The sequence below is a fragment of the Flavobacterium sp. LM5 genome (assembly GCF_002017945.1).
Classification (GTDB): domain Bacteria; phylum Bacteroidota; class Bacteroidia; order Flavobacteriales; family Flavobacteriaceae; genus Flavobacterium; species Flavobacterium succinicans.
This window is the reverse complement of the sequence record NZ_MUFX01000001.1, coordinates 1,477,109-1,497,962: the sequence shown is the minus strand read 5'-3', so window position 1 is coordinate 1,497,962 and position 20,854 is coordinate 1,477,109. Positions and strand designations below refer to the sequence as shown.

Sequence of the window (20,854 nt, the reverse complement as noted above, 5' to 3'; positions counted from 1 at the left end):
TTTATCTCCAACTAAAGTTGGAGGGCTGGAATTTGAAAATTTTAAAGGCTTTAGCCAAAATTAGCTGCTTTTATTGGGCTAAAGCCAACACAATCCAACCTTAATAACTCCAGCTAAAGCTGGAGCCAATTGAAAACAAGCATAACTCCATCTAAAGCTGGAGCCAATAGAAAACAAGACAAGCTGGATATTTTTTTTGTGATCAAAAGATTGAAATCCATTCCTACAAAACAAATCGTTCCCAACCAACGGATTGAAATGCGTTGCTACAAAATAAATCATTCCCAACCAACGGATTAAAATCCGTTGCTACAAAATAAATCGTTCCTAAACAACGGATTGAAATCCGTTGCTACAAAATAAATCGTTCCGAGGGAACTTGGAGGTTATATAGAGAGCGACACGCTAAGTGATCTTGTTTCTTATGAGGTTATATGCTTATTTTGCAAGAATTATTTTTTGAATCACCATAATTAAGTAAAAAACTAGAAATCTCACCTACCTCATCTTTTGAAAGACATGATGGAAAATAAGTAATATATTTCACAAGCTCATGTAGTCCGAGAATTTTCACGAAATGAAACTCTTCATTTGGTTTATTATTGATAAAAGTCACTATGTTTTTTATTGGAATTTTTCTGACTCCCCAATGATGTTTTTTTAATTTTTTTCTAGCTAAAATTTTTGAAAGCGCAAAATTAGTTCTTTTAACTTGCTGAATGGGTGAAAACAAATCGATGTTTTTAATAGAATTTTTACTCCAATTTTTCGTCTCAATTATAAAAACTCCTGCAGGAGCAATTAATACGTGATCTATTTGAATTGACTTTATGGCATCTTTACCATTCGAAAACAATATCGGTTTTTTGAAAGTACAAGAAAAATCATTAATCAAAACATAATCGTCCGATAATTTTGACAACTCTATTTGAACTTTATGTTCTCCAATAGCACCATAAATAAAATTCTTGATTTCTAATATCAAATCAAGCTTTCGTTCAAGGCTTTGTAAATCACATGCACTACTTTGAATAACTGCTCGCTCAAAGTCAGTGTTTATAAAATCAAGGCGAATTGTTTTTTGCTTGAGTAAATTATTTTGCTTTCGTGTTAAAATGAAGAGGTGAATTCGATAAAAAATAGGAGCCGACCAAATTTTTGCCCAAAGCTTAATGTTTAAAAATAAATCTTTTAGAATCGAAATAAAACTCGAATTAGGTAAAAACAACAACTCAACTCTTTGATGTAGATCACTTAGTTTTTGGTTTAATTTTTCATTTTGTTCAAACTCGCAATTCGTAATTGCTTCGCTCAATCGCGGTATTTCATCTTCGAGAGTTTGACGTTCAGTTTGGATCGCCAACCTATGATCTTCAATAATTTGTTGCTTAATAGCACTATAGCCATTTTCAAAGTTTAATAAATCGGTAATCGAATGAAACTCGTTAAGGTTATTTTGGGTCAAATACTTTTCTATATGACTCAAAGCACCAATTGTATTATAAATTAAACACATTTTATAGAAATTATTATTACTGACTCTAACCCATCTAAAACACTACAATTACTTTTCTACTTGAACTTTATGGAAACAATAAAATAATGGGGAATATTAAAATGTTCCCCAAACTTCTCAGGTGCAATGCCGGAATAGGCTACCTCGCAATACGAACTTGAACCGTCATTATATATAGTGGGGGTTATAATGGCAAAAACAGCATTTTTCTTTTGAAAATCAATAGTTACCTCTTTTTTATCTCCAAAAAAGTCTTTTAATGTATATTCATCTGAATCGCTATCCAACTCAAAATAATACTTTTTACTCCCGAACTTCTTTCCTCTTATATAGGTTTTTAATTTTCCATCACTTAGCTTGAAAAAGAAACTTAAAGATTCGCTATTCGAGTCAATTTTAAAATAATCACTGTCTGAGCTATCAAAAAGAGCACTAGTCTTAATGAGCTTTCCATTTTTGAATTCTTCAAGACTCACTTCATAATCTTTTCCTTTTAAATCTTCGCTTGTGAAGTTTAATCGCTCCGTGTAAATCTTCTCAAAATCCATTAAGTTTTGAATTTCTTGATTTTCACTTCCATAACTGTTCGTCATTGTAATGGATTTTTGACTGTAATGCAGCTGCGACATACTTAGCAATAAAAATAGCAGGACTCTTTTTTTCATTTTTCTATTTTGGTTTTGGGTTAGTTGTAATGAACTCGATCGAGACGATTGTGCTGCCGTGAAAAAGACAAATACTTCATTTTGTGTTGAAATCTAGATAAATGGATTGTAATAATTATGTAAACTTATTTTAGGATGAGACATTGTTATGGGCTCGAGCGGGACGCTCTTGGAGGCTATTTTTTTAATTCAATTCGTGTGTTGATTCTTTTATAAAACATCCCATTTTCAGGATTTGATCTTTCCTTATCAGTTTCAAAAATCCCTATAAACTTATACAAAATGAAACCCAAATTATCAATACTTCTTGGAAACACTATCCTTTTTACAGGGCTATCAATTAAATTTTTATAATGAGATTCTTTTCTATCTTCAATTTTACATTTCTCAACAATTGTTTTACCTTCTTCAATCATTTTATTATCCCAGTTAGCATTTTCATAAAATTTTGGAAACCATAGATTATGATTTTCGTACAATTTACTTTTAAACCAACCACGTTGAACACCTTTGTAATTTTGACCTAAGCAATTACTAGCATCTAAAATTGTCCTAAAAACTGGGTTTTCATTAATATCTAAATATCCCTTTTCTCTATGAAAATCTGGATTAAATTCTTTCTTTAAATCCCAAGGCACAAAAGAATCATTTTGAATACTATCTTCACGTAATTTTTTTATATGATCAATAATCTTGTCCGTTTTTTCATTAATGACCCTTATGTTGTTATTAATTGCAATTCTTTCAAAAGTATGATTTGTTGAATTGATAATATCAAGTTCTCTATTCCTATCAAGTTCTTCTTGATTTAAATGTGCAGGCTCATCAATCTCAATATGTAAATCAAATTGAGGAAAATACATATCAGTCAAAGCATAACCCTCAGGTCTCCTGACATATTGTTGAGTTATAAATTTCACATCTAAAGAACTTAATCCATGCCAAATACGAGTTACAACATAGTTTTCGTAATTCTTTTTGTTTGTTTTAGATAATTGTTTAATTACGTAATCCAATTCAGTCATATCATATAATATTATTTTAATTTCTGTAAATCACTATTTCGGATTTGCCAAATCTTCCAAATACAAAACCAATTTCAAATTAAGCCTAATACCCAAACTGCTTGTAGCGTGTATTGGTGGTAGTAATTATTTTCGATTTATTTTTCCAAATTGTTTAGCATAACCACTATTTTGGCCAATTTCTATTTTTTCTTTGTCTATTTTCATAAAAAAATTTTCACCTTTTTTATCTTCAAATACTTCGGTGTAAGCCATTAGAACTTCTTCAACATAAGTTGTAATTTTTTCTCCAGTCCATTTGAGACCAAAATGATTTGATAAATTTTCTAATATTTGTTTTGCTCTATCTTCATTATTAAGCGAAGTTTCAAAGTCTTTTAATATGTTGATTATTTCAAGAATAAAATCTCTTCTCTTTCCAGTGTTTTCAAAAGCTTTTTTAATTTCTCTTTCTAATTGTTTTGGAATTTGTGTAAGAGTATCTTTTTTTTGATTTTCAATTTTTATAGGTCTAGTGGAATTTATAGGAATTCTAATTCGTACTTTCTGCCGTTTCCCGTCGAGAGGAAAATTGGTCATTTTGTCAATATGAACATCATTTGATTCATCGTCCCAATTTTTAATTTCTCGACTTCCTCTTTTATGATCATCAATAATTATTGTTTGATTTTCAATTAGTCCTTTTAAGCTCATATTTTCTGAATTATTACCGCAAACTTCTATAAATGTAAAACAAAAGCATACAAAGCCACCCGCAATGAGGTAGATCGGTATGATAAGGGTCATAATTTATGTAATCCCAAATATATCCATTTTTACGCTAAACTTATAAAAATTTTCTGAAATCTTCTTACAAAATTTCACCATTACTTACTGCTTTCTGAGCACTAATAATTGCCGACTTGCCCGCATGAGGGATGGGAGCGGCATCCTCTTGGGGCGGGGTTCGCCCCAAGAGATATAGCGTACAGCCCGGCCCCGAGGTGCAGGAAGTTGTGGTTGTGCAGAGTCGTGTGCCTCGGGGACATGCCCAAAATAGGATTTTAAAGGGTATTCAATTGCTGTTTTAGCAAGGCGACTTCGGTGGGGTTGGGAAGTTCGCTATCGTCGGTAATCGCGGCGGAATGGTAGTACACGGCTCGGGTGGTTTGGCTTAGCCAACGGGCATTGCTCGAACGCAATCCGCCTCCGGGCATCATCGTAATGCGGTCACCGGCGTAAGCGACCAATTGTTGTAGGAGGTCAGCGCCTTCGGTCACATTGGTGCGCACTCCAGACGTCAGGACGGTTTTGAAACCACAAGCCACTAACGTTTCTAACCCTTGCAGCGGGTCAGTGATACCATCGAAAGCACGGTGAAAGGTGCAAGGCAACGGATGCGCCAAATTCACCAAAGCGGCATTGCCCTCGGCATGAATGCTACCGTCTGGATGGAGGATGCCAAACACAAAACCATCGACGCCAAGATTTTTGAAAGCGGTAATGCTGTTTTTCATCGCTTGGAACTCGGTTTCGGTGTAGACAAAATCGCCTTCACGTGGGCGAATCATCACGTTGAGCGCTACGGTGGTCAGGGCACGGGCGGCTTGTGCCATTTCGAAGGGCGGTGTGATGCCACCAGCGTCTCGGTCGAGACATAATTCGATTCTGTCGGCGCCATTTTCTTGGGCGATGGCAATGGCGTCTAAGCTAAAACAGGCGATTTCTAATTGGTTCATTTGATGTTGCATTTTTTTTTTACCATTAAGACATTAAGGTTCATTAAGGCTTCATTCTATTTTAATGCGTGGCTTTTTTTACCATTAAGATATTAAGGTTCATTAAGGCTTCATTCTATTTTAATGGGTGTTTTTTTTTACCATTAAGATATTAAAGTTCATTAAGGATTTATTCTATTTTAATGGGTGGCTTTTTTTTTACCATTAAGATATTAAGGTTTATTAAGGCTTCATTCTATTTTAATGGTTTTTTTTTTTTACCATTAAGACATTAAGGTTCATTAAGGATTTATTCTATTTTAATGGTTTAATTAATTATTCTTAATGATATGCTGCATTGTTTTTATTTTTCCACCATTGAGTTTCTATCAAAACTTAATGGTTCTTAATGCCTTAATGGTTCAATTCAATTATTCTTAATGATACGCTGCATTGTTTTTATTTTTCCACCATTGAGTTTCTATCAGAACTTAATGGTTCTTAATGGTTTAAATTAATTATTCTTAATGATACGCTGCATTGTTTTTATTTTTCCACCATTGAGTTTCTATCAAAACTTAATGGTTCTTAATGTCTTAATGGTTTAATTATTTTTTTATTAAGTTATTTTAAAAAGTAGTTCGCATCGATGAGTTGGTTGCCTGAAGCATCGTGCACCGCATAATTGAATCCCCCTTGAATGCAATACGAGCCATACTCGCCTTGCTTGTTCAACGCAATAAATCCAACTTGGATGTCTTTGAGGTTTTTGCCACGGTTTTGGGTTAGTTTTACGATGCGCGCCACGGCTTCTTCGCAGGCTTTTTGTGGAGATTTTCCTTGTCGCATCAACTCAACCACCAAATGACAACCCGAAATACGCACCACTTCTTCGCCATGTCCTGTGGCGGTAGCGGCTCCAATTTCGTTATCGACATACAAACCTGCTCCAATAATGGGCGAATCGCCCAAACGGCCGTGCATCTTAAACGCCATACCGCTAGTGGTACAAGCGCCAGACAAATCGCCGTGATTGTCTAAGGCAATCATGCCAATGGTATCGTGGTTTTCGATATTGGCAATGGGTTTGTATTCGCTGGTTTTGAGCCATTCTTTCCACTCTTTTTCGCTGGCTTCGACCAATAAATTTTCTTTGGTAAATCCTTGCGAAAGGGCAAACTGCAAAGCACCCTCGCCTACCAACATCACATGAGGCGTTTTTTCCATCACGGCACGCGCCACCGAAATAGGATGCTTGATGTATTCCAAACAACCCACGGCACCAATATTGGCTTTTTCGTCCATAATACAAGCGTCGAGCGTGACACGTCCATCGCGATCAGGTCGGCCACCGTAACCTACACTGCGTTCGTTGGGATCGCCTTCGGGAATTTTGACCCCTGCTTCTACTGCGTCTAGGGCTTTACCATTATTTTTGAGAACTTCCCAAGCGGCAGCATTGGCTTGAAGGCCAAAACGCCAAGTGGACAATACTATAGGTTTTCGGATTTTGGAAGGGGTGCTCGTTGGCACTTCCTCTGCTGCAACAGTAAAAGACGGCAAAACCACCGCCGCAGAGGCTATGGTTGCTGTTTTTAGAAATTGACGACGGTTGTTCATATGTTTACATTTGAAACCTAAATTTACTACATTTCAGCTAATGTTTCGGCTAAAAATAAATTAGCCGCTCCCAACAAGGCTGCTTTTTCATTATCGTTAGAAATGGCAATGCTCGGTTCTAACCCATGCGCTGCAAAAAGCGATTGTAATTCTGGTAAGAAGAAATCCTTTCCATCGGCAATTTTCCCGCCAAAAACTAGGGCTTCGGCCTGAAATTCTTGTACTAAAGGAAGTAAGACTGCGGCCAAATCTTTGCCAAATTCTTGGAAAGCAGCAATGGCCAAAGCGTCATTTCTAACTGCCAACTCATACAAATTCAAACCGTTTTGTACCGATTGGGACGCTTTGTTATTGTAGTTACGAAGCAATCCTCGGGCAGAAACATAATCTTCGGCCATCGTGTCTTTGTATGGAAGGTTGTAAATTTCGCCATCTTTGGGTACGCCCACAGCATGCAAGGCCACGTTGCCATGATCAATAAAGCAAGCGCCTAATCCGGTGCCAAGGGTAATGGCAATGACTTTTTTGTCCAAAAATGCTGGATTTTGGTACACCTCGCCAATCCCAAAACTGTCGGCATCATTTTGAAAATACACTGGAAAATCTGCCGGCAATTCCATTTTTTCACGTATCGCCTTCTTGACATCTACTCCGTAAAATTTTTCGTATTTCGATTGGTCTTTAATCCAACAAATCCCTTTTTCATAATCAAAAGGCCCTGGCATACAAAACGCCAATCCTTCAAGTTTTTGGACATCGGCTTTGGCAAAACAAGTATAAATTACTTTTTTCCAAAGGCTTAAAACCTCCTCTACTTCTTCATTCGAATCAAATGATTCTTTTACAATGGTGTTTGTATACACTGTTTTGGTCGTGGCATTGACCACAGCGGCTGTGATGTGGGATCCCCCAATATCTAAGGTGATTACATGTTTCATATCCGTATTCATTCTCGTTTCTAAATTAATTTTATAAAACCAACGGACTTTATGCCGTGACTACTTTATCGTTTACTGCTATCATCAATAGCTTTTTTTTTAAATTATTTAATTTGGGCGTTACCACAATTGCTTCTATCAACGGATTGAAATCCGTTGCTACAAAATTGCCGTTCCTACCCAACGGATTAAAATCCGTTGCTACAAGATTGGCCGTTCCTCCGGAACTTTATCTTAGTTATTGCCTTTGGCTTGATGTATGGCCTCGAGCATTCCGTTTTGGGGTTCGTCTAAGACCAATTCCCAAAACATGATACCGCCCAATTTCTTATCCCTAGCATATTGCGTTTTGGCTTTGACCGAGGCTAGATCGTCGCCTGTGGCAAATAATCCCTCGGTTGCATTGTACCAATAAGGCGCTTTGGCTTTGGCATCCCAAAAATATTTCCATCCTTTTTCAGCTGTGAATTCGGTAGTGTATTTTTTAAAATTTACTCCACTAGTCGGAATCCCACTTTGGTACAATCCGTTATTGATTGGCTTAACATCTTTCCAAACTCTAGTATAAAAAGCAGCACCAATCACAATTTTGGAACTAGGAATCCCTAAATTCAGCAAATAATCCACCGCATGATCCGTAGCTTCTTCTCCTTCAAAAGTGCGATGCAATGGCGTATGATGTCCTGTAACTTTTGAATATCCATTCACTAAATCATAGCTCATTACATTCACCCGATCCAGCAATGGCATGATTTTTTTCCACTCGACCGATTGATCCAAATAGGTTTGAAAACCTCCCGCAGCAAAACTCAGCTCGTTTTTTGGTCCTAAAGCCTTGCGGAGTTCTTGCACCAAAGCGGTAAAATTAGCTTTATCTGCTTTTTGATAAGTGTGCCCTGGAAATCCTTCGATAGTGGGATATTCCCAATCCAAATCGAGACCATCAGTTTTGAAATACGCATTTACTTCTTTCACCGATTGAGCAAAAACAGCTCTTCCTTTCGGAGTCGAAAACACCTCCGAACAATCTGGACAACCACCCCAACCGCCCAAAGACAACATGACTTTGAGCTTGGGATGCTTGCTTTTTAAACTAACTAAATATTTTATGGTAATCGAATCTCTGGCGTTGTCTACTTGTAGTTTGCCGTCTTTTAAGTGACAAAAACTAAAAATAATATGCGATAATTGGCCGACATTGTACTGGTTAATTCCTTCCTTATCCCCTGTATAATAAGCAATAACATCCATTTGTGACTTTTTCTGAGCCAAAACAGAAAAGCTCATAAGAAGCAATAAAACACCTATTTTTTTTACTATATTTCTCATAATCAATATTATTTTATTACAATTCTCTACAAAAAACACGAGCAATAAAGGGATAAAAAACAATTTTCCTAACGGCTGTTGCTAGCAACGGATGACTACTCCGTTGCTATACAATCAACCTCTCTTAACAACAAACTAAAAACACATTTTCTCAACAACAGATTGAAATCCGTTACTAAAAAATGAATCATTCTCAACAACGGATTAAAATCCGTTGTTACATTATGGATCGTTCCTAACCAACGGATTAAAATCCGTTGCTACAAAATTGGCCGTTCCTCCTAACAACGGATTAAAATCCGTTGCTACAAAATCGATCGTTCCTCCGGAACTTTTTTATTATATGTTTTTGTCTTTTAATAGATGAGGGTATTTAACGCTCACATCCATAATCAATTCGCCAAACAAGGTATTCGCCCATGCAAACCATTTTCGGGTAAATTGATGTACGTCGTCTTTATGAAACGATTCGTGCATGAAACCGGTATCGGCATTGGATTTGATCAAATTGCTCAAACACGCTTTTACTTCGTTTTCATCAATACTCGTCAACGCTCGGAGAATGATGCTCATCGGCCAAATGGTATCTTCGCCCGTGTGTGGTCCTCCTACTCCTTCGCCTGCTTTTCCTTTGTAGAAAAATGGATTATTATCTGAAAGGATAATTTTTCGGGTATTCAAATACAGTTCGCTTTCTGGTTTGATAGCGCCCAAATACGGTAAAGAGATCAACGAAGGTACATTGGCATCATCCATCATGTGGAAACTACCATAACCATTCACTTCAAAGGCAAGCACTTTTCCTAATTTTGGATGATTCACAATACCGTGTTCTTCAAGTCCTTTGGTGACTTGCGCTTTCAATTCTTGCGCTTTGGTTGCCATTTCTGGATCTTTCAATCCAGGAGAAGAGAACATTTCTACTAAATTGCCTAATACCTCCACCGCAAACATATTACTCGGAATCAAGAATCCAAACAAAGTGCTATCATCACTAGGACGGAAGGTAGAAACAATCAGTCCACAAGGTTTTACGGGATATCCATATCCTGCCAAAGGCACGCCATCGGTCGCCCAAGCGGTATGACGTTGAAACGTATAAGGGCCTTTGTTTTCCCAACGTTGTTGTTCTTTGAACGTTTGTAATACTAAACGCATTGATTCTTTCCAATCTTTATCGAAAACGCTCAAATCGCCGGTTTGTTTCCAATATTGGTACGCCAATCGGATTGGATAACACAAACTATCAATTTCCCATTTGCGCTCGTGAATACCGGGTTGCATCTTGGTCATGTCATTTTTCCATTCGCTCACTTCGTTGAAATCTTTATAAAAAGCATTGGCATAAGGATCCAACAAAATGCATTTGGTATGACGGTTGATTACCCCTTGAATCAACAGTTTTAGCTTTTCATCTTCTTTGATAAAAGGCATATAAGGCCAAATTTGAGCGGTACTGTCGCGTAACCACATCGCATCAATATCGCCAGTAATCACATATGTATCGGGTTTGCCATCGATCATTTCAAAATCAACCGTGGTATCTAAAGTATTCGGGAAACAGTTTTCAAATAACCAAGCCAATTCTGGATTAGCAATTTGTTTTTTCACTCGAACTATAGCGGCTTCAATGGCTTTACTGGTAAACTTTCTTTGTGCCAAAGGCGGACGTTGACTGATGAATTTCTTGTCTTTGGCTATATCAAAAATAGAATCAGAGTTCATGGCAAAAATTTGATTTTGCATGGCTAAAACTCCTGCGGTAAATAATCCCGAATTTCTAATAAATTTTCTACGTGATTGCATATCGTTTTATTTTTTGTTTAATGAATAAGAGTAAGGAAAACTAGCGGGAGTAGTTCCTCGTTTTTGGTCGGGAGTAGCGGTCATATCAAAATGAAGCGCTCCTCCTTTTAACAGATCAAAATGGTTGAGATAATTTTTATCATATTCCTTTTGGTCCCATTGCAAGGTTTTTACATATTTGTTTTCATCTGAATTTTCAGGGGCATTGATGGTCAACACTTTGCCGTTTTCAAATTCGATAGAGGCTTTGTTGAACAATGGCGCTCCAAGCACATATTCGTCTGAACCTGGACAAACTGGGTAAAATCCTAAAGCGGAGAATACGTACCAAGCCGACGTTTGACCGTTATCTTCGTCACCACAATACCCATCTGGCGTTGGTTTGTACATTCTGTTCATCACTTCACGAGACCAAAATTGTGTTTTCCAAGGTTGTCCGCTGTAATTGTACAGATAAATCAAATGCTGAATCGGCTGATTGCCATGTGCATATTGTCCCATGTTCATGATTTGCATTTCACGAATTTCATGAATCACGGCTCCATAATAACTTTCGTCAAAAACTGGAGGTAAATCAAAAACGGAGTCAAGTTTATCATTGAATTTTGTGGTGCCTCCCATCAAGTCGATCAAGCCCTGAATGTCATGAAATACACTCCAGCTGTAATGCCATCCATTGCCTTCTGTAAACGCATCGCCCCATTTGAAAGGATTGAAATTTTTAGGGAAAGAACCGTCTTTGTTACGACCACTCATCAAATTGATTTCGGGGTTGAATAATTTTTTATAATTCATCATGCGAGATTCAAACATTTTGATTTCAGATTTTGGACGGTTTAAAGCTTTGGCCAATTTCCAAATCGTAAAATCATCATAAGCATACTCTAACGTTCTGGCCGCATTTTCATTGATTTTCACATCAAAAGGAACATAGCCAAGCGTGTTGTAGTACTTCACCCCTTTTCGTCCGGTAGCGTCTGGGCCTTCGTTGTTGGCTCCTTTTAGAAGCGCTTCATACAAGGTGTTGATGTCGTACCCTCGTAAACCTTTCAAGTACGCATCAGCCACTACAGAAGCAGAATTGTTCCCCACCATACAATCACGGAAACCAGGGCTAGACCATTCTGGCAAAAATCCGCCTTCTTTGTACGCATTGATCAATCCTTCTTGCATTTCTTTATTGATCGATGGGTAGACCAAATTCAACAAAGGATATAAGGCTCTAAACGTATCCCAAAATCCTGTTCCTGCAAACATATACCCCGATTGTACGGTACCGTTAAAAGGACTGTAGTGTACAATGGCGTTGTTAGCGTCCATTTCATATTGTTTTTGAGGAAAAAGAACGGTGCGGTACAAACAAGAAAAAAACGTATTTCTTTGCGTTTCATCTCCACCTTCAATTTTTACTTTTCCTAAAGTTGTGTTCCAAATGGCTTTAGAATCAGCTACTACTTTTTCGAAAGAATCGTTTTTTAATTCGCGAGACAAATTCAATTCGGCTTGTTCAAAACTGATAAAAGAAGACGCTACACGAACGTTTACTTTCTCTCCTTTTTGGGTTTTAAAACCTACTACAGCACCTGAATGATCCGCTTTCATTTCTAAAACATCTTTAACAATACCGCTTTTATTCCAAGTATGTTGGTAAGCAAAGGCTTTGTCAAATTGTAAAACGAAATAGTTCTTAAAATTACTCGGTACGCCGCCACTATTGCGCGTGGTATACCCAATCACTTTGTTTTGTGAAGGAATGATTTTGATATAAGAACCTTTGTCAAAAGCATCAATCACAATTGAAGATTGGTCATTTTTTGGAAAGGTGATTTGAAAATGAGCCGCTCTTTCAGTGGCAGTCATTTCGGTAGTTACATCGTAATCGGCTAAATAGACACTGTAGTGATGGGGTTTCACGCTTTCGGCTTTATGACTAAACCAAGACGCACGTTCGTTTTCATTCACTACAATTTTACCCGTGGTAGGCATAATCGAAAATTGCCCATAATCATTGATCCATGGCGAGGGTTGATGGGTTTGCTTGAACCCTCGAATTTTATCGGCATTGTACGAATACATCCAGCCATCGCCCATTTTTCCAGTTTGAGGTGACCAAAAATTCATACCCCAAGGTCGGGCGATTATAGGATAAGTATTTCCATTGGAAAGGGCATGAGTAGATTGTGTTCCCATTAATGGATTGACATGATCTACAGGATCTGCGCCCTTATTTTGGGCTATTGTCAAAAGGGAGGACCATAAAGTAAGGCTTAAAAAGATTTTTTTGTAATTCATTGCTGCTATTTTATCAAGAACCTAAACCTGTTCCTGTGTTGTTAATGAGTCTCAATATTATAGTGTGACTTTAATAAGAATTGGGGTATGATCAGACAATTGTGTCTGGTTTAAGGTCTCGGCAAGTACCCCATATTTTTGAACATTCACCGAAGGGCTCACCATAAAATAATCAATCAGTATACGCTTTTCGAAAGGGATTTTGCCAAAATCATGAAACGTCCATTGCGGGCCATATACTACTTTTGCTTTGTTCTTTGCGTCAAACAAAGGTGTTCTGCTGTCGTTTTTCAATAAGGATTGAATAATGCTGGATTCAGGAGTTGCATTGAAATCACCCATCAAAATAACTGGAAAATTGCTGCTCAATTGGTCAATCTTGGTTTTAATCAATGCCACGCTTTCTTGACGGGCAACTTGGCCTTCATGATCGAAATGGGTGTTGAGTACAAAAACTTTTTTACCCGATTTCTTGTCTTTCAACTGTACCCAAGTAGCGATGCGTTCGCAAGCAGCATCCCAACCTTTGGAAGGAAGTGTCGGAGTCTCGCTTAACCAAAAGTAACCTGATTGGAGCAATTGAAATTTGTTTTTATTGAAAAGAACAGGACTAAATTCACCCTTTTGTTTCCCATCTTCTCGCCCTACTCCAATGGCTTCATACTCGGGAAATTCTTTTTTTATGTCTGCTAATTGATGCGCTAAGACTTCTTGCAATCCCAAAACATCGACCTCGTTGTAACGAAGCATGTTCAAAGCATTGTCTTTCCGATTTTGCCAACTGTTGGCTCCGTCATTTGGATTATCATATCGAATATTGAAAGACATGATCGTATAATTAGACGTTTTGGCGTTTTGCGCATTTCCTAAAAAGAAGGCCAAAGCAAAACAAATACTACTGATTATTTTCTTCATAATTTTCGAATTTAGTGTGGTGTCTCTATTTTTAAAAATCCTACCACAAATTGTGTGTGTTCAGCTTTAAAATTAAGTTTCAAAAAATGTAAACCATTAAGATATTAAGATCCATTAAGTCTTTATTCGCTCAATATCTTAATGACTATTTTTTATCAACCTTCACCATTCATGGTTGAACATTATCTAAAGCGGTCTATCTGCTTTGGCTACCCCAAAAGTGGCAGAAGGTTGGCTACCCATAAACAATTTCAGTTCGCCACCTTTGGCAATCATTTCGTGCGTGAGGTATGATTTTGTGTACGGTTTTCCATTCCATTCTGCTTTTTGAATGTAAATATTCGTAGCCGAATTATTAATCGCATTCATGGTAAAAGCTTTCCCTTTTGGATTTTGAATGGTGGCTGACTGTACCAAAGGACTACCCATAACATAAATTCCGTTTGAAGGATTAACACTGTAGAATCCCATAGAAGACATAATGTACCAAGCCGACATTTGTCCTACATCTTCATTCCCGCAAATTCCATCGGGTTTGGTGGTGTAAAATTTCTCAAAAACTTCACGAACAATTTTGGCCGTTTTCCAAGGTTGTCCCACGTAAGCATATAGGTAAGGAATATGATGACTCGGTTCGTTACCTTGAGCATATTGCCCAATCAAACCAGTAATATCTGGAGAAACTTCTTCACCTTCGAGTACTTCAGGAAGTTCGAACAATTGATCGAATTTTTTCAAAAATGGTGCTTCTCCACCAAACAAATCAATCAAACCATACGGATCATGAGGCACCAACCAAGTGTATTGCCAAGCATTTCCTTCAACATAATCGTCTTTTCGGTGTGAAGAAGCCAAAGGATTAAATGGGGTTCTCCATTCGCCATTGGCTAATTTCCCTCTCATAAATCCTGTTTCTGGATCAAAATAGGCTTTGTACAATTGGGCTCTTTTTGAAAAATATTCATAATCGGCTTGCTTATTCAACGCTTTAGCCATTTGAGCCACGCCCCAATCGTCAATAGCATATTCTAAAGCATTGGCTACGGATTCTAGTTGAGAATCGGCAGGAATGTATTGCAGTTTTTGTACATAATCCATTCCTGCTCTGGTTTGCATGGCCGTGGTTTTGATGGCTTCGTAGGCCAAATTCACATCATAATCACGGAAGCCTTTTAGATATGCATCCACAATTACAGCTATGGAGTGATTCCCATTCATACAATCGGTTTCATTTCCCATCAAATGCCAAACAGGCAAGCGACCTTGTTGTTTGTAAATGGCCAAAAAGGACTGAATGATATCATTAATTTTTTCAGGTTGCATGATGGTATACAAAGGATGCAACGCGCGGTAGGTATCCCACAACGAAAAAGTAGTGTAATTAGTAAAATTCTGTTTAGTATACACTTTTTTGTCTGTACCTAAATAATCGCCATTGGCATCATTAAAAATAGAAGGTGCAAACAAGGTGTGATACATGGCTGTATAAAACACTTTTTTGGTGTTCAAGTCGGCACTGATTTTTACTTTGCTTAATTCTTTGTTCCAATCGGCATCGGCTTGTTGGACCACTTTATTAAAGTCCCAATGCGGTGCTTCGGCTTTTAAATTATCTAAGGCATTGTCGTAGCTTACGGGTGAAATTCCAATTTTAACCAATACTTCTTTATTTTTTAAAGAGGCAAAATCAATCACAGCTTTTACTCTTACGCCCTCCAATTCTGTTCCTGCTTTGGGTGTAACCGCATCGTACAACTCCATTTTACTGATGGGTTGCGAAAAAGTCATGGCAAAATAAACTCTTTGATCCTTTGCCCATCCTTCGGAAAGTCGGTAACCCACAATGGTTGTTTCGTTAATTTTTTTGACAAATGTTTTCATCGGTTTGTCCCAGCCCACACCATCGGCTAAGTCCACCAAAACGTGCGCATCGTTGTTGGTAGGAAACGTATATTTATGAAATCCGACGCGTTTCGTTGTAGAAAGTTCTGCCTTGATGTTGTATTTGTCCAAGACCACACTGTAGTATCCTGGCTTTACAACTTCTTTCTCATGAGAGAAAAAAGAACCATAGCCGTTCATGTTTTCTTTGGTGATTTTGGTCAAAGGCACTTTTCCGGTAACAGGCAATACCAGAATATCATTCAAATCACCAATTCCAGTTCCGCTTAAATGCTGATGCGTAAATCCAACAATGGTATTGCTTTGATAATTGTAGCCACTACACCAATCCCACCCTTCGAATATATTCACAGGGCCTAATTGTACAGCTCCCAAAGGTACATTGGCTCCCACAAAAACATGTCCATGACCTCCAGAACCAATATATGGATCTACAAATTGCGTTAGGCTTTGTTTTTTGGATAACGGTTTACTTTGAGAAAATCCCAATTGAAAAACCAGCAACAAGGCCATCCCAACTATTCTACTCTTATTCTGTCCCTTAAACTTCCTCATAATCTTCCCTTTTTATTCCATTCTACTATTATAATTTGTATTTTTCTAAAACCTCATAAAGCGATGTGATCGAAATTTTGGGCTTAATTTTAGGTCCCTCAATCATGATTTTTTTCTCTTCTCCTGCTTTTAGATCAAAATAATCATCGCTCAATTTGTCGGTGAAATTTTCTATTTCAATGTGTACATATTTGGCCTCTCGTACTGCTTTTACAGTTATAACATTGCCTTGTATCGTGTAGCTGATTTTTGGATCTTCGAGTTTGAAATCAATAGGGCGTGTCCAATCAACTTGTGGCGTTGTATCGTCTCGATAAGCTTCGCGCATGGCATACCAAGCGGCTTTGGGTTGTCGGTTGTAATAGTCGGTTACACTCCAACTCGAAACGGGCCAACAATCGTTGAGCTGCCAAACCAAGGTGCCCATGTTGTAAGGTGCTTTTGCACGATGAACGCCAATGATATTTTTCAAAGCATAATACTGCAAACATTGAGTGAGATAGGTATAATCCTTTACGTTCATTTTCTTAATTTGAGTCGAATCTATAAAATAACGATTCAAATACGAATTCAATTTTTCAAAACCTTTCCCCGCTTTTTGATGTGATTTGATAGCGTCTGAGTATAAAAAACGATCTTTTGGCGACGTAATTTTTTCGATCGTGCTATAATTTGGCATGGCTTGCATACCGTATTCACTCACAAATCGGCCTGTTTTTTGTTCTACAATTTCTAGGTCTTGCAATCCCCACCAAGTGCCCCAATAATGGCTATCGCCGTGGGTAATACTTTTTTCTTTTCCCCAGCCGTACACTGGCGAAGTACTGATATAAGGGCGTTTTCCGTCAACTTCTTTCACCCATTTTGGAATACTATCTTGAAAAAGTCGCACATAATCGTGCCATAATTTGGTCGAATCTTTTTTAGAAATTGCAAATGATTTTTGCCATCCCCAATGATGAAAAGCCTCATCAATTTCGTTATTTCCACACCAAGCCACGATACTCGGGTGGTGACGCAAGCGTTTTACTTGGTATTTTACTTCTTCCCTAACATTGTCAAAAAAGGCTTTGTCTCCGGGCACCATCGTTCCTGCGAACATAAAATCTTGCCAAACATAAATACCGTTTTTATCGCATAAATCATAAAAATAATCGTCTTCATAAATACCACCTCCCCAAATACGAAGCATATTCATATTGGCTTCTTTGGCCATTTTGATTACTTTCTCGTATTCTTTTTTCGTCACTCTAGATTGAAAAGCATCTGATGGAATATAGTTCGCTCCTTTCATGTAGACTGGTTTTCCATCGATTTTAAAATAGAAAGATTTTCCATGTTTGTCATCTTCTTGCACCAATTCAATTTTGCGATCTAAAGTGTACGGTTTTTCTAAAGGAAGCGCATCAAAGGCTTCTAAACGAACCGCTTTCCAAATACCGCAAGTGGTAAATTTTGGTCCCCAATCCCATCCAAAATGAAACTGTGCTTTACGAATATAGGCTCTGGGATTGTCTGGAATTACGAAAGGCAAGTCCTTTTTGGCTAGGGCATCGGCTTTATTTTGTGCCGATTCAAAGACGATTCTTAGCGTATTATTTCCGGGACGAAGTGCTTTTTTTACCTCAACTTTCCACTGACGGAACATATTATCTGCTTTCAAAATTTCTTGATTGTTCAGGTAAACGGTCGCGAAAGTATCTAAGCCGTCAAAAACAAGGTTGATGTTTTTCTTTTTCAAAAGAACTGGTGTCACTTTAAAAGTCGTGCTGTATTCCCAATCTTTCTTTTCGATCCATTGTAATTTTTCTTCGTTAGTACCGAAATAAGGATCTTCAATTTGTTTATTGTTCAACAAATCGGTGTGAATTTCACCAGGAACGCTAGCGGGAAACCATTTTGACGTACCTACTTCTTTATAGTTCCAATTCGAATGAATTTCAATAGTCGCTTTTTGGGCAACTGCCGAAAGGTGTACCAACGATAGTAGCAGTAAACCGAATGATTTTATTTTGGAGAAGTGCTTCATATTTTCTATTTTAATTACCAAAGACTATTGCATGGCTAATGAATCCTAAAGTTAGTTAATAAAATTTCAAAGATTGTACCGACCAATCGTTATCAAAAAAACCAGTCACTTTCATATCAGTCAAACCGTTTTTGAGCATATCGGCAGTAAATATCATGACATCAGGAAATCCTGTAATTCCAGAAATATAACTATTCAATGCTGTCGCTTTCATTCCTTTTTCACCAGTACCTGCCACTACTCCAACTAATGCCGTTGGACTATCTTTTCGAGGATACACAAAGTAAGTTGCCAAATCATTCCCTTTAAGAGTTTTATTTCCAACCGAAATTTGATTGTTTTTCACTTGAATTGGCGCATTTTTCAGCAATACATTCCAAGCTTTGTTAGTAGTAGCATTACCATAAAGCACGACATTTCGGTCTTTGTAGGCTTTTAGATTAAAATCGGTATCCGCCACAACATCAATACTGGCATTGCCTCTGTAATAAAACGTTTCGGCATCTACACGAGCGCGGTTTTCATACCATTCTTTTTCAGCTTTTGTCCCGCCTGTAGCATAGACCAATACCACATTATTATCAAAAGCATATTTGAATCCGCCTTGACGCTCAGCATATTTTTGTTTGGTATTCAATTGATTGACCAACTGTACTTTTCCTTTTTGAACCGCGATAAGTACTTTTTTGTCGGTACTCGTAGTCACTTGTTGGTCATTTATTTTTATAACCACCGTTCCTTTTATTTTTAAAGAAGGTAAATCCAATTCCAACATCGCCACGTTTTGAGTGGTAATGGTAATAAAATGCTTTTCCCAATTGGCTTTTACATTCGAGAACTCAAAAGGTTGTTCTTGTTGTTCAATTTTAATCCAATAATCTTTGGCAGAAACTACTGGAGAAGCTGTTGTAAAATCAATTTCGGTTACTTGATTATTCTCTGGAATGGATTGACGTTTGAAAAATTCGAAGATAGGATGCCAATCTACCGATTCGTCTCCGTACCAATGTTCCCCTTTTGGGTATTCATAATAACAGAAATTCGGATGAAAATCACTCAAAACATTGCGCATAGTACGCGCATGATGTACCGGAACAGTACTATCAGCGTCGCCATGCAACACATACACTCCAGATTGTTTTAAATTGTGAATCATGCTTTTGACTCTTCCGGCATTGGCTGCTCTTTTTATGAACGAAAAAGCATCAGTATCAGCATTATTCAAATCGGTTTTTTCAGAACGATAGGTCATGATATCTGGATAAGAAGCACAAGGCGCCACCGCAGCAAATTTATCTGGGTAATTCGTTCCTAAAAACCAAGACCCGTGTCCGCCCATAGAATGTCCGGTTAAATAGGTTAATGCCGGAATGGGTTGCAATATTTTCTTAGCTTCGGCTAAAACTTCAAGCGCATCGATGCGTCCCCATTCTTCCCAATTGTATCCAAAAGGACGACGATTGGTTGGTGCTACAATGTGCGTCCAATCTTTTTGCTTGTACGCTCTTGTTTGATTTCTGGCTTCTACAGAAGCACCGTGTACTGACAAAACCAAGGCTTGTGGCCCAGGATTTAGGGCTGGAGCCAAACTGTAGTATTGCACACTTTTGTCTACTTTACTCAAAAAAGTTCTTTCGTGGTGAACGGTTGCTTTTCGTACTTGCAATTCAAAAGACATAGTATCGAGTACTTTTCCTTTGCTATCTGAGAGGGTTACCACTGCTTTTATAGGGCCGACAACATTAGAAGTTGTGGCTGGAATTAAGAATTTGGCTTTACGCACATGCAATGGCATGATGGCATCGGTTTGGTACACTGTTTTTTCTCCAGTGGCCAACTCGGTAGTAATGGTTAGTCCTTTTACAGCTTTATTAGTAGCATTAATGATTCGGATAGCGCCCCATTTGGCATTTGTTTCACCAATAATAACATCGGGTAAAGTCATATCGCGTGAGGTAAACAGAATATTTTTGGATGGAATTACCAATTTTGTGGCCACTCTTCCGTAGCGACCAGCAGTAAAAATAAATTCATTATGTCCTTTTTTCAAAACTATGGGAGCCAAAGCGTAACCATAATCATAAGTATCACCTTCATGTGGAAAACCGTTTACATAGGTTCGTGTGCCTCCGGTAGTTTCTAAAAGTACGATTTGCTCATTTGCGGCATTAAATTGTGTAAACAAAAAGCCTTTTGAAGCATCAGTACTTTTAAAAACGCCTGCTGAATCTGCGCTTACTGGCGTCCATTCTTTGTTAACTTTTGATTGTAAAGTTGCCGTATTGGCATAGTTCCAAGCGACAATATCTTGTCCGTTAAAAAGGGTTCCTGCTGGAATAGGATCGATAAGAAAAAAACCATTGGTGAATTGATGTAAAACCTTTCCTTCTGCGGTGGTTTCTATTTTTTCTTTACCAAAATATTCTACTACATTTCCTTTGACGGTAGTTTGGGCTACCATTGTCGTTACTTGAAATGATAATAATAATAAAAAGAGTTTTCTCATCGTATTAAATTTATGCTGTTATTAAATATAAGCTGGGTAAAGAGATTACCCAGCTTATT

At 37.8% G+C, this 20,854-nt stretch carries 15 protein-coding genes; 1 reads left to right on the top strand and 14 read right to left on the bottom strand.

What is annotated here, in order from left to right:
• Positions 1-129 precede the first annotated feature (129 nt).
• A complete protein-coding gene (locus BXU11_RS17825) occupies positions 130-300 on the top strand; it encodes a hypothetical protein (RefSeq protein WP_189318508.1) in 171 nt (56 codons plus the stop codon).
• A gap of 130 nt (positions 301-430) precedes the next feature.
• Here the strand turns inward: BXU11_RS17825 and BXU11_RS06330 are convergent, their stop codons facing one another.
• The 14 genes from BXU11_RS06330 to BXU11_RS06265 form a co-directional block, all read right to left on the bottom strand.
• On the bottom strand, positions 431-1,516 hold the full coding sequence (locus tag BXU11_RS06330) for a nuclease-related domain-containing protein (RefSeq protein WP_078211389.1): 1,086 nt from the start codon (positions 1,514-1,516) through the stop codon (positions 431-433).
• Positions 1,517-1,572: 56 nt separating this feature from the next.
• Entirely contained in the window at positions 1,573-2,181 is a 609-nt protein-coding gene (locus BXU11_RS06325; protein ID WP_078211388.1) for a hypothetical protein, read from the bottom strand.
• A gap of 176 nt (positions 2,182-2,357) precedes the next feature.
• The gene (locus tag BXU11_RS06320) at positions 2,358-3,206 is read right to left on the bottom strand and encodes an AbaSI family restriction endonuclease (RefSeq protein ID WP_078211387.1); all 849 of its coding nucleotides are present in this window, start codon (positions 3,204-3,206) and stop codon (positions 2,358-2,360) included.
• A gap of 126 nt (positions 3,207-3,332) precedes the next feature.
• A complete protein-coding gene (locus BXU11_RS06315) occupies positions 3,333-3,992 on the bottom strand; it encodes a hypothetical protein (protein ID WP_139363450.1) in 660 nt (219 codons plus the stop codon).
• A 257-nt stretch (positions 3,993-4,249) separates the two neighbouring features.
• The gene (locus tag BXU11_RS06310; protein WP_078212125.1) at positions 4,250-4,924 is read right to left on the bottom strand and encodes a copper homeostasis protein CutC; all 675 of its coding nucleotides are present in this window, start codon (positions 4,922-4,924) and stop codon (positions 4,250-4,252) included.
• A 603-nt stretch (positions 4,925-5,527) separates the two neighbouring features.
• Entirely contained in the window at positions 5,528-6,523 is a 996-nt protein-coding gene (locus BXU11_RS06305) for an isoaspartyl peptidase/L-asparaginase family protein (protein WP_078211385.1), read from the bottom strand.
• Between the two features lie 26 nt (positions 6,524-6,549).
• On the bottom strand, positions 6,550-7,461 hold the full coding sequence (locus BXU11_RS06300; protein ID WP_223253680.1) for an ROK family protein: 912 nt from the start codon (positions 7,459-7,461) through the stop codon (positions 6,550-6,552).
• Positions 7,462-7,695: 234 nt separating this feature from the next.
• Entirely contained in the window at positions 7,696-8,790 is a 1,095-nt protein-coding gene (locus tag BXU11_RS06295; protein WP_223253679.1) for a glycoside hydrolase family 18 protein, read from the bottom strand.
• A 339-nt stretch (positions 8,791-9,129) separates the two neighbouring features.
• Positions 9,130-10,596, bottom strand: a complete 1,467-nt coding sequence (locus BXU11_RS06290) for a glycoside hydrolase family 125 protein (protein WP_078211383.1) — start codon at positions 10,594-10,596, stop codon at positions 9,130-9,132.
• Between the two features lie 6 nt (positions 10,597-10,602).
• Positions 10,603-12,888 (bottom strand): GH92 family glycosyl hydrolase, encoded by a 2,286-nt coding sequence (locus BXU11_RS06285; RefSeq protein WP_078211382.1) that lies wholly within the window; start codon positions 12,886-12,888, stop codon positions 10,603-10,605.
• A 57-nt stretch (positions 12,889-12,945) separates the two neighbouring features.
• Positions 12,946-13,803 carry an endonuclease/exonuclease/phosphatase family protein gene (locus BXU11_RS06280; protein ID WP_078211381.1) on the bottom strand — a complete coding sequence of 286 codons (858 nt, stop codon included), beginning with the start codon at positions 13,801-13,803 and terminating at the stop codon, positions 12,946-12,948.
• A gap of 186 nt (positions 13,804-13,989) precedes the next feature.
• Positions 13,990-16,260 (bottom strand): GH92 family glycosyl hydrolase, encoded by a 2,271-nt coding sequence (locus BXU11_RS06275; RefSeq protein ID WP_078211380.1) that lies wholly within the window; start codon positions 16,258-16,260, stop codon positions 13,990-13,992.
• A 28-nt stretch (positions 16,261-16,288) separates the two neighbouring features.
• Positions 16,289-18,289 (bottom strand): glycoside hydrolase family 2 protein, encoded by a 2,001-nt coding sequence (locus BXU11_RS06270; RefSeq protein ID WP_078211379.1) that lies wholly within the window; start codon positions 18,287-18,289, stop codon positions 16,289-16,291.
• A gap of 55 nt (positions 18,290-18,344) precedes the next feature.
• Positions 18,345-20,795 (bottom strand): prolyl oligopeptidase family serine peptidase, encoded by a 2,451-nt coding sequence (locus BXU11_RS06265; protein WP_078211378.1) that lies wholly within the window; start codon positions 20,793-20,795, stop codon positions 18,345-18,347.
• Positions 20,796-20,854 lie beyond the last annotated feature (59 nt).